The 14,243-nt window shown below is 43.2% G+C and carries 14 protein-coding genes; 9 read left to right on the top strand and 5 right to left on the bottom strand.

The features are described from left to right. Positions 1-6: 6 nt before the first annotated feature. The 4 genes from P2W76_RS03135 to lpcA are packed head-to-tail and all read left to right on the top strand — an operon-like array spanning position 7 to position 5,434. Positions 7-2,046, top strand: coding sequence for a thioredoxin family protein (locus tag P2W76_RS03135; protein WP_276346025.1), 2,040 nt, complete (start codon positions 7-9; stop codon positions 2,044-2,046). A gap of 4 nt (positions 2,047-2,050) precedes the next feature. After that, entirely contained in the window at positions 2,051-3,034 is a 984-nt protein-coding gene (pfkA, locus tag P2W76_RS03130; RefSeq protein ID WP_276346024.1) for a 6-phosphofructokinase, read from the top strand. Positions 3,035-3,046: 12 nt separating this feature from the next. Continuing rightward, complete coding sequence (locus P2W76_RS03125) at positions 3,047-4,846, top strand: M2 family metallopeptidase (RefSeq protein WP_276346023.1); 1,800 nt, start codon at positions 3,047-3,049, stop codon at positions 4,844-4,846. A gap of 18 nt (positions 4,847-4,864) precedes the next feature. Next, positions 4,865-5,434 carry a D-sedoheptulose 7-phosphate isomerase gene (lpcA, locus tag P2W76_RS03120; RefSeq protein ID WP_276346022.1) on the top strand — a complete coding sequence of 190 codons (570 nt, stop codon included), beginning with the start codon at positions 4,865-4,867 and terminating at the stop codon, positions 5,432-5,434. An 18-nt stretch (positions 5,435-5,452) separates the two neighbouring features. Here the strand turns inward: lpcA and P2W76_RS03115 are convergent, their stop codons facing one another. Both P2W76_RS03115 and P2W76_RS03110 read right to left on the bottom strand, forming a co-directional pair. After that, on the bottom strand, positions 5,453-5,788 hold the full coding sequence (locus P2W76_RS03115) for a heavy metal-binding domain-containing protein (protein ID WP_276346021.1): 336 nt from the start codon (positions 5,786-5,788) through the stop codon (positions 5,453-5,455). Between the two features lie 390 nt (positions 5,789-6,178). Then, positions 6,179-6,712, bottom strand: coding sequence for a 5'(3')-deoxyribonucleotidase (locus P2W76_RS03110; RefSeq protein WP_276346020.1), 534 nt, complete (start codon positions 6,710-6,712; stop codon positions 6,179-6,181). Positions 6,713-6,815: 103 nt separating this feature from the next. On the opposite strand from P2W76_RS03110, the gene P2W76_RS03105 reads away from it, so the two are divergent. From P2W76_RS03105 to P2W76_RS03085, 5 genes are all read left to right on the top strand, one after another. Beyond that, positions 6,816-7,472, top strand: coding sequence for a 30S ribosomal protein S16 (locus P2W76_RS03105; RefSeq protein ID WP_276346019.1), 657 nt, complete (start codon positions 6,816-6,818; stop codon positions 7,470-7,472). 95 nt (positions 7,473-7,567) lie between these two features. Continuing rightward, complete coding sequence (gene rimM / locus P2W76_RS03100) at positions 7,568-8,095, top strand: ribosome maturation factor RimM (protein ID WP_276346017.1); 528 nt, start codon at positions 7,568-7,570, stop codon at positions 8,093-8,095. A 49-nt stretch (positions 8,096-8,144) separates the two neighbouring features. Further along, on the top strand, positions 8,145-8,819 hold the full coding sequence (gene trmD / locus P2W76_RS03095; RefSeq protein ID WP_276346016.1) for a tRNA (guanosine(37)-N1)-methyltransferase TrmD: 675 nt from the start codon (positions 8,145-8,147) through the stop codon (positions 8,817-8,819). A gap of 219 nt (positions 8,820-9,038) precedes the next feature. Next, complete coding sequence (gene rplS / locus P2W76_RS03090) at positions 9,039-9,386, top strand: 50S ribosomal protein L19 (protein WP_276346015.1); 348 nt, start codon at positions 9,039-9,041, stop codon at positions 9,384-9,386. Between the two features lie 85 nt (positions 9,387-9,471). Continuing rightward, the gene (locus tag P2W76_RS03085; RefSeq protein WP_276346014.1) at positions 9,472-10,638 is read left to right on the top strand and encodes a mechanosensitive ion channel family protein; all 1,167 of its coding nucleotides are present in this window, start codon (positions 9,472-9,474) and stop codon (positions 10,636-10,638) included. A gap of 37 nt (positions 10,639-10,675) precedes the next feature. Here P2W76_RS03085 and P2W76_RS03080 read toward each other — a convergent pair whose 3' ends face one another. Genes P2W76_RS03080 through P2W76_RS03070 form a run of 3 tightly spaced genes read right to left on the bottom strand, consistent with a single transcriptional unit; the run spans position 10,676 to position 14,172 of the window. Then, complete coding sequence (locus tag P2W76_RS03080; RefSeq protein ID WP_276346013.1) at positions 10,676-11,374, bottom strand: phosphatidylserine decarboxylase family protein; 699 nt, start codon at positions 11,372-11,374, stop codon at positions 10,676-10,678. Positions 11,375-11,421: 47 nt separating this feature from the next. Next, positions 11,422-11,961: a hypoxanthine phosphoribosyltransferase gene (hpt, locus tag P2W76_RS03075; protein WP_276346012.1), complete on the bottom strand. Its 540-nt coding sequence runs from the start codon at positions 11,959-11,961 to the stop codon at positions 11,422-11,424. A gap of 21 nt (positions 11,962-11,982) precedes the next feature. Further along, complete coding sequence (locus P2W76_RS03070; RefSeq protein WP_276346011.1) at positions 11,983-14,172, bottom strand: transglycosylase domain-containing protein; 2,190 nt, start codon at positions 14,170-14,172, stop codon at positions 11,983-11,985. Between the last annotated feature and the right edge of the window lie 71 nt (positions 14,173-14,243).

The following is a 14,243-nucleotide window of genomic DNA, read 5'->3' as shown; positions in this document are numbered from 1 at the left end:
AGTGATATGAAGAAATTACTTTCGCTTGTAGCATTATTTCTGGGATTCAATGCCCATGCGCAGTTTGCCGATCCGAATGCAAAAATCGAAGACCCCGTTCGCTGGAGCTTCAAATCAGAAAAGATTAGCCATACCGAGTTCGATCTCGTTATTACAGCGAAGATCGATGAGGGCTGGCACGTGTATTCACAGTTCATAGCAGAAGGTGGGCCGATTCCCACCTCCTTTAAATTCACTCCATCTAAGGCATATCAGTTAAAAGGAAAAGTCAGTGAGACGCCCAAGGCTGTGTCCGCGTTTGATAAAAATTTCGATATGCAGATTGCGTGGCACCAGGATAGAGTTGATTTCAGGCAAAGGATCGTCTTAAATGTACCTCAAACGACAGTTTCGGGTGTACTGGAGTTTATGGTATGCGATGATAAGAAATGCCTGCCCCCGGCAGAAGTCGAATTTCAAATTCCGGTCAAAGGCGTTGATCAGCTTGGTAAAGGCAGTCAAGCCAGCGCAGACACGACTCAAATAAAGACAGCTGATTCTCTGGCAGCTAGTGTATCGCCGCCGCAGAATACTGCTCGGGTTAAAGACTCCGTTAGCGCTCCTGGCAGCACTGACGGATCTTTGTGGGGCATTTTCATAGCTGGTTTTATCGGCGGTCTTGCAGCATTTTTTATGCCATGCATCTATCCTATGATTCCTCTCACCGTATCTTTCTTTACAAAAAAATCTGGCTCGAGGGCTAAGGGTATTCAAAGTGCGATCATTTATGGAGTCTCCATCATCCTTGTATACGTTGCTCTTGGCCTTTTAATCACCGTGATATTCGGTGCCTCAGCTCTTAATGAGGCAGCGAGTAGCGCAACATTTAACCTGTTGTTCTTTGTTGCATTGATAATCTTTGGAATCTCCTTCCTTGGGGCATTTGAGATAACCCTTCCGACGTCGCTGGTAAACAAAATGGATGAAAAGTCAAACCAGAGTGGATTCGTTGGTTTGTTTTTTATGGCTTTTACGTTGGCTTTAGTATCATTTTCATGTACAGGGCCAATTATCGGGACGCTTTTAGTAGAAGCGGTGTCTAAAGGATCCTATCTGGGGCCGGCAACTGGAATGCTTGGATTCTCATCGGCACTGGCAATACCTTTTACACTGTTTGCCATTTTCCCCTCCTGGCTTAAAGAGATGCCTAAATCAGGTGGATGGTTAAATACAGTAAAGGTCTCCCTGGGATTCCTGGAAGTTGCTCTTGCATTTAAGTTCCTGTCTAATGTAGACCTTGCCTATCACTGGAATGTTTTTAACCGTGATATATTCCTTGTCATCTGGATTGTCATCTTTGGCTTTTGGGGATTATACCTCTTAGGCAAGATTCGATTATCGCACGACAACGAAACAGGATTTTTGTCCTTGCCAAGATTGTTCTTTTCCATGCTGGTTTTAGGATTTACGATCTATATGATTCCTGGTTTATGGGGTGCACCCCTGAAGCCTCTCAGTGCCTGGCTCCCCCCGCAAACTACTCAGGATTTTGATCTTTATTCCAACAGAATTTCGGCTCCTGATGTCGCCGGAAAGGCGGGAAAGAAATATGCAGGCCTTTTTCATGCACCTCACGGACTAAATGCTTTTTACGATTATGAAGAAGGGCTTGCTTATGCAAAGGAAGTCAATAAACCCGTTCTAATCGATTTTACAGGATGGAGCTGTGTTAATTGCCGTAAGATGGAAGCCAGTGTATGGCCGGACGCCCAGGTTTTAAAGAGGCTTAAAGAAGACTACGTTTTAATATCTTTGTATGTTGATGACAAAACCGAACTTGACGAGAATGAGAAATATACGTCGGCCTTTAGCGGAAAGAAAATTAAAACTATCGGACAAAAATGGAGTGATTTTCAGGCCTCGAAATTTGGAACCAACTCGCAACCTTACTATGTCATTGCGGGTCACGATGGACAGCCCCTGGTAACGCCGCAGGCTTTTAACCTCAACATTGACAATTATATTAATTTTTTAAACAGCGGTAAGCAAGCGTTTGACCGCGAGTAATGATATGACGAAGAGAACGATTAAAAATATTGGAGTTTTTACATCAGGAGGTGATTCCCCGGGAATGAATGCGGCAATTCGCGCGGTTGTTCGTACAGCGCTATATTATGATATTAAAGTTACAGGTATTTTAAGGGGTTATGATGGTATGATTGGTGGTGATTTTCTTCCCATGGAGCGGAAATCAGTAGCAAACATCATTCAACGGGGAGGTACCTTTCTGAAAACTGCGCGGAGCGATGAATTCAGAACTAAAGAAGGAAGGAAAAAAGCGAACCAGCAGTTAAAAGCTCAAAAGATCGATGCACTCGTTGCTATCGGGGGCGATGGTACTTTTACCGGGGCGAAAATCTTTTTCGAAGAATTTAACGTTCCGGTAATCGGCTTGCCCGGAACAATAGATAATGATCTTTTAGGAACCGATTTTACCATCGGATACGATACGGCAATAAACACAGTGATTGATGCGGTAGATAAGATCCGTGATACTGCCGAATCACACGATAGGTTGTTCATTGTAGAGGTCATGGGGCGTGATTCCGGTCTTATCGCCCTTAGAAGCGGAATAGGGACCGGTGCGGAAGCTATTCTCATTCCGGAAACAAAAACCGATATTAAAGCATTACTGTCACGTCTGGAAGTTAGCCGCAGGGATAAATCTTCAAAGATCATCATAGTAGCCGAAGGGGACGACGCGGGTGGAGCCTTTGAAATCGCAAAGGTTGTTAAGAACAAATTTCCATTTATCGACACCAGGGTTTCCGTGCTGGGCCATATCCAGCGTGGTGGAGCTCCAACCTGTATGGACAGGGTGCTGGCTTCAAGACTGGGAGTTGCAGCAGTAGAATCGCTACGGGACGGAAGAAGTGGCGAGATGATTGGTATCGTAAATGGTAAAATTCACTTTACACCATTCAGCCAAGCTATTAAACACAATAAAGATGTCAATTCTGAACTGCTAAAAATCGTCGAAATATTGTCCCTTTAAAATCATCATGATATGAAAAATCTCTTCTTTGCAGGTCTTTTATTAACCTTTGCGGCATGTAATAGTAATAAGCCGGTCAGTAGTGCTGAAGCACAGGCATTTATCGACACCTACACCGAAGAGTACGTTAAATTATACATGGCTTCATCTGAAGCGCAATGGGCATCAAATACAAAAATAATTGAGGGCGACAGTACAAATGCTAAAGAGGTTGAGCGTACGGGCGAGGCTTATGCGGCTTTTACCGGGAGCAAAGAAAACATAGAAAAGGCACAGGGCTTTCTTAAAAACAGGTCGAAGCTTAGTGCTTTGCAGGAAAAGCAGCTCGACAAGATTCTTTACTATGCCGCTAATAATCCCCAAACGGTCGCGGGGCTTGTTAAAGCCCGTATTAAAGCAGAAAATAGCCAGACTGAAAAATTATTCGGTTTCGACTTTAAGGTGGACGGTAGATCAGTTACAGCGAATGATATCGACAATGTCCTGCGTGATGAAACCGATCTTGTCAGGAGGCTAAAAGTTTGGGAAGCAAGTAAAGAAGTGGGTGTGGGCCTTAAGCCCGGGCTGTTAAATTTAAGGGAGCTCCGAAACCAAACTGTGCAGGCTTTGGGGTATAAAAATTACTTTGATTACCAGGTCTCTGATTATGGAATGTCATCAAATGAGATGATGGCCCTCATCCAGAAGATCAATCAGGAGCTGCGTCCGCTTTACCGCGAGCTCCACACCTATGCGAGATATGAGCTTGCCCAAAAATACAATGTAAAAGAGGTACCCGAATATCTGCCGGCGCATTGGTTGCCAAACAGGTGGGGCCAGGACTGGAGCTCCATGATTACCGTAAAAGGAATGGACCTGGATTCAGTCCTCAAAACAAAATCGGCTGAATATATAGTTAAGGATGGTGAAGACTTTTACAAAAGCCTGGGCTTCGATGCTCTTCCAGCCTCATTCTGGCAGAAGTCTAGTTTATATCCGGCACCGGCAGGGGCTAACTATAAAAAGAACAACCATGCATCCGCCTGGCATATGGACCTGCAAGACGATGTTCGCAGTCTGATGAGCGTGGAACCTAACGCAGAGTGGTATGAAACGGCTAACCACGAGCTAGGCCATGTATACTATTATATGGCTTATACCAATAAGGATGTCCCGCCACTTTTGCGGGAGGGGGCGAACCGTGCTTATCATGAAGCCATGGGAAGTTTAATGGGCCTGGCATCTGTTCAAAAGCCATTCCTTGAAAACAAAGGCATTATTCCTGCGGGTGCACAATCAGATGAGATTCAGGCTCTTCTTAAAGAAGCATTAAATTATGCCGTTTTTATCCCCTTTTCCGCGGGCACAATGACTGAGTTTGAAAAATCGCTTTACGCCGATAACCTTCCCGCCGGCCAGATCAACGCAAAGTGGTGGGAGTTGGCAAAGAAATACCAGGGCATAGTGCCTCCTACAGAACGGGGTGAAAACTTTGCCGATGCAGCTTCTAAAACCCACATTAACGACGATGCAGCACAATACTACGATTACGCCCTCTCATTCGTGATCTTGTTCCAGCTTCATGATCATATAGCTAAGAACATCCTGAAACAGGACCCTAAAGCAACCAATTATTATGGTAACAAAGAAGTAGGCAAGTTTTTAAAAGACATAATGGCTCCGGGCGCCAGTAAAGACTGGAAAGCGGTTCTGAAAGAGAAGACCGGATCCGAATTAAGCGCCAGGCCTATGCTTAATTATTTCGAGCCATTGATGCAGTGGCTCAAAGAGCAGAACAAAGGTCGAACTTATACGCTTGCTGAGAAAATCTAAAGCAGGTTATCAGATTGAATGGAAGAAATCAAGAAACACTTTACTGAAGCGCAGGACATATTGTCGCAATTTATTAGCGACCCCGTTTCCTTTAAAAGCATTGAAACTGCCGGCGCCCTGCTGGTCACAGCTATAAAGAATGCGAACCAGATAATTTCCTGCGGAAACGGGGGATCCATGTGTGATGCCATGCATTTCGCGGAAGAGCTGTCGGGTAAGTACAGGAACGACAGGCCGGCATACCCTGCCATCTCTATTTCTGATCCGGCACATATCTCATGCGTGGCTAATGATTACGGATACGACTTTGTTTTTTCAAGAATGATCGAAGCAATGGGTAAAAAAGGCGACGTTCTTGTTGCAATTAGTACCAGTGGAAATTCCGTGAATATTCTGAAAGCCATAGATGCCGCAAAAAAGAAAGGAATGATGGTTATAGGCCTTACCGGAAAGGACGGAGGGAAAATGGCAGATTTGTGCGATGTAGAAATAAGAGCGCCAAAATCACCCTATGCGGACCGCGCGCAGGAGATCCACATAAAGGTAATCCACAGCTTAATTGATTACGTGGAGAGAAATCTTAACTAATCGCTGTTTGTCGGGTAATTATAAACCGGTAGTATCCTCAACGATAACTGCAGTTCCTGAAGCACTGACCATCAGCATGCTGCCATTGCTTCCAAGAGTTTCATAGTCAAGATCTACTGCCAGTATAGCATTCGCACCTATACGGAAAGCCTGTTCCTGCATTTCACGCAAGGCGATATCTTTTGCTTCACGCAAACCCTCTTCGTAAGAGCCTGAACGGCCGCCTACGATGTCGCGTATGCCGGCGAAAAAGTCCTTAACTATGTTTGCACCGATAATAGCTTCGCCCGAAACTATTCCAAAGTACTTGGTTACTTTTTTCCCTTCGATATTGTTTGTTGTAGTTACGATCATGGTTGTAGAGTTGATGGTTTATTGTTAGATTTTAAAAGGAACAAAAAGTTACAGGGAGTGGTTTGTAAATTAGTTGATGATATCTTGGTAGGACAGATATCAGTGAAGGCAAGGTTGGGGATTTATAACCCTCCTGGTTTATTTGGAAAGCAAAGCCTGTGATAATCGGAACCTTCAGCCGGGCTCTTCGCTATAGCTTTTGCCAGGAATATTGAACTAAAAAACAAATGGGCTTTTGGCAAAAGGCTACCCCCGTCCGAATGGCTTTAGCCGGGCGGAGCTTCGATCCCGTTTAGATCGCAGGGATAATGCTGCTATTAATGCTGCTGGATTTCCGTACAAAAGAGATTACTTAACCAACCGGTATCTAACAACAAACTCCTACTTCCCTTACAACAATTTCTCAGCGACCTCTTTCCACGTATTTACCCTTTCATAATCTGTAAGCAACATATTATGCGGTGAGGTAAAAAGCAATTTTCTGCCATCGTAATCAACAAAATTTTTGATCCGGTCATCGATCATAATATCAGTGTTCACGATCTTATATCCGCAAAACATAATATGCTGCCAGCCAATAAACGGAAAATGTTCAGCGAGCCATTCCTGCTTATCCTGTAAGGAGTTAGGGAACTCCATCGCTGCAGAAACTATAAACACCTCATATTTTTTCTGAAGCTCTTTCATCACTTCAACCGCGTCAGGAATAACATCAAGATCGCGGAAGAAGCCTTTTTCGTTGATGTATTCCCGTAATTTTAACTTCGCATGCTCGGGAACATGCATACCTATCTCATTTCCGGGAGCTATTTTCAGATCCAGCGGCACATTGTAATCTCGGTTATAAAGTTTGATAAATTTAGCAAGTGGATCGGCTAAGACCTCGTCCATATCAACTGCTATGCGGGGTTTTCTTGTAGACATGCCTCAAAAATAGCGAATTCGGTTTTTTAAATGTGATTTATTTGTATCTTTGCATCCCCGCAGAATAGGCTCCGGGAATATGTTGAATACATAAACTTGAAAAATGGCAACTAAAATCAGATTGCAAAGATTTGGTAAAAAGGGAAAACCTTTTTATCACGTAGTGGTAGCAGACGCACGTGCTCCAAGAGATGGTAAGTTTATCGAACGTATCGGTTCTTACAACCCAAACACTAACCCGGCTACTATTGACATCAATTTCGACAAAGCGTTGGATTGGGTGAACAAGGGAGCTCAGCCTACAGATACTTGTCGCGCTATCCTTTCCTACAAAGGTGTGATGTACAAAAAACATCTTGAAGGTGGTGTAAAAAAAGGCGCTTTAACTGCTGAACAAGCTGAAACTAAATTTGCTGCATGGTTAGATAGCAAAGAAGGTAAGATTGCAGGCAAGAAAGAAGGACTGTCTAAATCTAAGGAAGAAACCAAGAAAGTTGCTCTAGCTGCTGAAGCTAAGAAGAAAGAGGAAATTGCTGCTGCGATCGCGGCTAAAAATACTCCTCCGGCTGAAGAAGAAGTTGTTGAAGAAACAGAAGCTCCTGCTGTTGAAGAAACTGTAGGCGAAGAAGCGCCAGTTGCTGAGGCTGCTGCTGAAGAAGTAGCACCGGCTGAAGAGCCAGCTGCTGAAGCTTCTGAGGAAGTTGCTGCTGAAGAAGCTCCTGCTGCTGAAGGCGAGGCTTCTGACGAGGAAAAGGCATAATTATTTTTAAAAATAATTCAACGTCATTGCAAATGATGTCTCAACTAACCTGGTTAGGATAGACTCATTGGCAATGACGTTCCTGTTTTAAGCCTATGAAGATCGAAGATTGTTTTTACATCGGATACATTACCAAAACCAAGGGTTTAAAAGGTGAGCTTCAGGTCTATTTTGAGTATGAAGAGCCTGAAGATCTTGTGCTTGATTCAGTATTCGCCGAAATAAACGGCAAGCTGGTTCCCTTTTTTATTTCAAAGCATAAACTGCAAAATAACAATACAGGCAATTTTTACTTTGATGATATAGATACAATTGAAAAGGCAGAAAGTCTCATTCGCAAGAAGCTCTATTTACCTTTATCATTAAAGCCGGTTCGTGAAGATGATGAATTTCTCATAACCGATCTGAAGGGATTCATCGTTCATGATGAAACGGCTGGTGAGTTGGGTGAGATTATTGAGATCCATGAGTATCCGCAGCAATACATTGCCGTCGTGCCTTACAAGTTTAATGAGGTGATGTTCCCTTTGAACGATGACCTGATCGTTGAGATCGACGAAGAAAATGGGATCTTAAGAGTTGATCTTCCGGAAGGATTAATCGATCTTTATATAGGCGAATAGCAATAATCGTTATGCACTTACAACTTACAATGTATAACCTATAACTTAGATGCGTTTCGATATTATAACCGTTCTTCCTGCCTTACTTGAAAGTCCGTTTGCGCACTCTATTTTACAGCGCGCTCAAACAAAAGGCCTTTCAGAGATTGTGGTGCATAACCTCCGGGAGTATTCAAATCATAAACAGAAGTCTGTAGACGATTACCAGTACGGCGGGGGCAGTGGTATGGTAATGACTATCGAACCGTTCGCTAATTGCATAGAAAAGCTGAAGTCTGAGCGTGAATATGATGAGGTGATATTTATGACCCCCGACGGTGAAACGCTTAATCAAACAATGGCAAACGAACTTTCCGGTAAGAAAAACATAATCATTTTATGCGGGCATTATAAAGGTATTGATCAGCGGATTCGCGATGTGTTCGTGACCAGGGAAATATCGATCGGTGATTTCGTTTTGTCTGGTGGTGAGTTGCCGGCAGCGGTACTTGTAGACAGCGTAGTGAGGCTGTTGCCAGGCGTGCTGAACGATGAGACCTCTGCGCTATCTGACTCCTTCCAGGGCGAGTTATTGGACGCACCGGTATATACCAGGCCTGCCGAGTGGAACGGACATAAAGTTCCGGACATATTGTTGAGCGGAAACGAGGCAAAAATCAACGAATGGAGACACGATCAGGCCTTGGAGAGAACCCAAAAGAGAAGACCGGATTTATTGAAGTAATACGTTTTTACGTGGTACGTTATAAGTTTGCGGAACTCGTTGTACATTTTAATTGAACAGGTAATTTGCTGGCTTAAGACGCAATTACGTACAACGTACAACGTATCACGTAAAACTCTGCTTAAAATTATTCACACTTCTTTTCAATTGTTAATAATTATTCGTAATATTGCAATCCGATTTTTACGGGCTAAAAATCGACTTTAAGAGCTTAAAATCATGGATTTAGTAAAATTTGTTGAAGAGCAGGTAGTAGTTAAGAAAGAAGTTCCTGCATTCAAAGCTGGTGATACGGTTAGCGTTCACTATAAAATTCGCGAAGGAAATAAAGAACGTATCCAGATTTATCAGGGTGTGGTTATCCAGCGCAATAGTGTAGGTGTTAATGAGACATTCACTGTACGCAAAATGTCAAATGGAGTAGGTGTAGAGCGTATCTTCCCTGTAAACTCCCCTAACATCGATAAAATTGATGTTAACAATCACGGAAAAGTTCGCCGCGCGAAACTATTCTATCTACGCGAGTTAACTGGTAAGGCAGCTCGTATCAAATCAAAAAGAGTATAATTTTATCATACTAATTCAGCCTCCCGGATACTATCCGGGAGGCTTTTTTGTTTTATTATAGTTCCGGCAACCCGGATTATGCTTTATGAAAACTGAATTTTTAAACAATATAGTCTTAGGTAACAGCATCAGGAATTATCTCCTGTTTATCGGTATACTACTCTTCGGGCTTTTGTTTAAACGTATTTTTTCACGCTTCTTAAGCAAGCTGCTCTACAGAATGTTCAGGAGCGTTCATGCTGGCACAGATTCAAATGTTTTCATAGGGCTGCTGCTTAAACCAGTCGAACTTCTAATCCTCTTAAGTACTCTCTACCTGGCAATTAATCAGCTTGACTATCCTTTAAACGAAGTGATTTTCAGGCGGACTGATATTTCAGGCAAGCCAGCGGCAGTTTATGAGATCAGGCTCATACAGGCGATCGACAAAGTGTTTCTGCTGTTATTTATCATTTCCTTCTTCAGGATCCTCTTGCGTATTATAGACTTTATAGCGCATATTTTTCTTTACAAAGCCTCACTGACCGAATCTAAGTCAGACAATCAGATGGTGCCGTTTGCTAAAGAGCTGTCTAAGATTATCACCATTATTTTTGCAGTGTTTGTGGTATTGGGCTCAGTCTTTAATCTGAATGTTGCAACCATCATCGCAGGTCTGGGGATAGGCGGTATAGCAGTGGCCCTAGCTGCTCAGGACACCCTCCAAAACCTTCTGGGTTCATTCACCATCTTTGCAGATAAGCCATTTGTGGTCGGTGATCTCGTAAAGATTGACAAATACGAAGGAACGATAGAGAAGGTGGGTTTCAGAAGCACTCTGCTCCGGACTACCGATAAAACCCTGGTGGTCATACCAAACAAAAAAATGGTAGATAGCCCGCTGGAGAATTTGACTCTCAGGAATTTCCACCGGATAAAATTTAATATAGGGCTTAAATACGATACACCGATCGAAGTGATGGAGAAAATAGCAGCAGAAATTAAGAAATTTATTGCTTCCCAATCCTTAATTACCGATGAGACAATAGTCACCTTTGATACACTGGGCGATTCAGCGCTGAATATACAGGTGCAGTATTTTATTAAAGTAGCAGAAGGTGCAGACTACGCACAGATCAAAGAGGACATAAATTACCGGATCATAAAGATCGTTGCCGACAATGGAGCCAGGTTCGCCTTGCCTCCACAATTTGCATACACCGGATTTCCGGCTGAGTCCGCAGGGAAAAAACCTGAAGATTTAGCGAACTGATCGTTTGACTGGGGTTGCCGACTGGCCGTCTTAATTATCAGCTGGCAAGGCTTTCTTTTTTCTTCTTTTTTTCGGGAGCTTTCAAATGTGCCAAAACGGTGACACCTCCTTTAACTACTTGGTTGAGCTCGACATTAACTTCACTTCCCAATGGCAGGAATACATCGACACGCGAACCAAATTTGATAAAGCCAAATTGCTCACCCTGGACTGCTTCCTGGCCTTCTTTTGAATAACATACGATTCGCCGGGCTAAAGCTCCCGCGATCTGACGAAACAGTACAGACACCCCGTTACTAGTTTCAATAACTACAGTGGTGCGTTCATTTTCAGTAGATGATTTCGGATGCCAGGCCACCAGGAATTTACCAGCATGATATTTAGAATATTTGACAATTCCCGAGATCGGGTTCCTGTTCACGTGAACATTTATCGGCGACATAAAAACCGAGATCTGGATTCTTTTATCCTTTAAATATTCAGTTTCTTCAGTTTCCTCTATAACAACGACTTTTCCGTCCGCGGGGCAAATAATCTGCTCTTCATTTTTTTGAACAAGAATATTCGGGCTTCTGAAGAATTGCAGGACAATAATAAAAAGCACAAACGACAAAATATAAATGATCCAGTGCAGCCAATTCACATCCGGCAAAAGATACTGGATAAGCGCATTCAGAATGAAAATAAACAATATGCAAAGTGCGATGGATGAATATCCTTCCTTATGAATGGTCATTTTTATAGTTTAAATGTTTGCGCAAAAATACATTTTTCCGGCAACAACTACTTGGAAACAGCCCTGTAAATATCTCTCAGGTTCCTGCCCAGGCCCTTATAATCCAGTCCGTACCCCACTACAAACTCATCCGGAATCTCAAAACCCACATAGCAGATCTCCTCGAACTTGGTTTTGAGGGATTTAGGCTTTAACAGAAGGGTGCAAACATTTACAGATGCGGGCTCTTCGGCTTTGATCATGTCCAGGATATAGCCAAGGGTGTGTCCGCTATCCACGATATCTTCCACGATAACAACATCTCTTCCTTTCAGATCCATTTGCAGTCCTATTTCTTTCCTGATCTTTCCAGTACTTTTGTCCCCTTCGTACGACGATACTTTCACGAACGTCACTTCTGATGAAATGCTGACTTCTTTTATCAGATCGGCCAGGAACACGAAGCTGCCGTTCAAAACTCCTATAAAAACAGGCACCCGGTTTTCAAAATCCACGTTTAATTGAATACCTATAAGGCGAATCCTCTTTTTTATTTGCTCGTATTCCAGCATCAGGTCGAATTTCCTGTCGTCAATTTCAATCCTCATATCTTAAATGTAAGCATAAACTCAATCTTCGTCATTTTTTTTAGCTTCCCGTTCTTTTCTGCGCTGCTCTCGTCTTTCCTTTCTCCGGTCAGCTGGCGTAGCTACTGTATCGCTGATAACCGGCTTCGCTTTATCCGGATTCTTGACACTGACTGTATCCGGGCGCTTTTTACCGAGTATCTGTTCCAATATGCTGATCTCCTCCTCCGGTTCAGCAATCATGAGGCTGTCTGCCGTTAATGAATCAATTACCGGAAGTCCCGACCTTAAGCCTTCCCGAAGTCTTACAGAGTAAAATCCGTAGGCATTGGTATCCGCCGGTGTAAGGCCGCGGCGCGCCATTAGACCTCCTATGAGCCTGAAGTAACCTCTTAGTGACTGGCGCAGGCTTCCATCCCCTTCAAATCGGTAGAGGCCCCCTTTAGGCCGCGGAACTATGCTGGCAAGGAAGATTCCCTCACCAATATCCAGCTGGGAAGGGTGCTTTCCAAAATAATATCTCGACGCTTCCCCGATTCCGTAAACATTCTTCCCCCATTCTATCAGGTTAAGGTAGACCTCAAACATCCTCGACTTGCTCGTTAGCCGGCCGTTCTCAATGATCCAGACAATCAGCATTTCCTCGGCTTTACGAGCCATGGTCTTCTGGCGGTTCAGATAAACATTCTTCACGAGCTGCATCGAAATAGTACTGCCGCCTCTCTTAAATGCCTTTTCTTTAAAGTTTGTGATGATGGAATTGCGAAACGATTCTTCTACAAATCCATTATGGCTGTAGAAGGAAGGGTCCTCCGCCGTCAGCAGTGCATTTTTTAAATTAGGTGAGATCTGTTCGAGCGGAACATAATCCGGATTCTCAGGACCGATCATAATGTCCCGCATCGGCCTCCCATATTCATAGGGTGTGTAGACAAACGTCTTGTTTATTTTTTGAAGATTGGTTTTACCCCATTTTAGAACCTTAAAGCCAATGTTTTTAAGCTGCGAGTTAAAAATTAAATCATCCGGAGCTTTAGCATCCAGGTAAAAATCGAGATCGTATTTCACCTTGCCCTCAACCTGCATGCCCTCCAGCGATTCAAACAAGCCTTGCGGAAAGGAATTAATAAGTTGCTGTGCATCCAGTTCATCCGTATGAACCCTCAATTCATAGATCTTGCTGGGTGATAAAGTGTATTTAATAAAAGGATGAATAGCAATATTTTTTAGATGGGCGGTTGATGTACTATCAATAGCGATGAAGTTTTTCCCGATGACCATGTCGGCATCCAGTGAAGCATCAGGAACAATTATATCGTTGGCAGAGATCCTGGAATGTTTGAACAGAAGGTTTTTCACACCCCATGACCCATTGATTTCCAATTCACTGCCGCTTTTTCGTATCCCGCGCATTTCAGTGCTTACCGTGTCGAAACTTAACTTCAGGCCGAACCTCTTTTCAAGGTAGGGCAGCTCAACCTTCTTATTGTCGGCAAACATCATCAGGTCGAGCTGCTGGTCTCCCGGGTCAACCGTACCGCGAACGTGCCAGGTGGATTCATTACCATTTACCCTGATCGTCGATTCCACGTCACCCCCGTCGATGGTGGCGCTGGTGGTATTGAAGTTAAGAGTACTTGTATCATCACGAAAAGCAATTTCAAAATTCCTGATGTTCATATCATCAGGAATTTTGTAAAGCAACTGGTTAATAAGACTGTTTGCCAGTCTAGCCAGATTCATCTCTGATTTTTGTTCTGTGCCTGTCGCCCTCTTTCGGAAAATAAAATCGTAGTTACTTACTGAATCTTTTTTAACCAGGTTTATTTTGCCCTCGTTCAGGTTTATCTCAGATAACTTAATATCACCAACTAATAAAGGGAACAGTTTAACACCAACCCTGAAATCATGAATATCCGCAAGGCTGTCGCGGTTTTCCGGGACTACGGTAATGTTTTTAAAGCTGACAGTGCTTAAACCGCTAAATGCGGCTGTACCTATCTTTACATTAAGCCCGTAATCGCGTTTGGCTTTATTAATTCCCCGCTCAATGGCAGAGCGTAACAGGGCTTCCCGTTTCGCGTAGGCAATGCTTACTGCGATGATAAGAAAAACAAGAAAACTTATTAAAGTGACCAGGGCTATTTTATAGTATTTCTGCGGTATCTGCATGAAGGCGTTTCCTAATCTTTTGAAGGATAACGTATTTAATGCTGGAATCGTTTTGGCCATATTTTAATTTACGGGTCAATCTACTGTAAAAACGATGGAACGCTGGTGCTAAAGCCTCCTGGTTTTAGTAG

Origin of the sequence: Daejeonella sp. JGW-45, from assembly GCF_029360805.1 — a bacterium.
Classification (GTDB): Bacteria; Bacteroidota; Bacteroidia; order Sphingobacteriales; family Sphingobacteriaceae; genus Daejeonella.
Note: the sequence above shows the minus strand (reverse complement) of the source record. Positions and strands in the feature narration are given on the sequence as shown.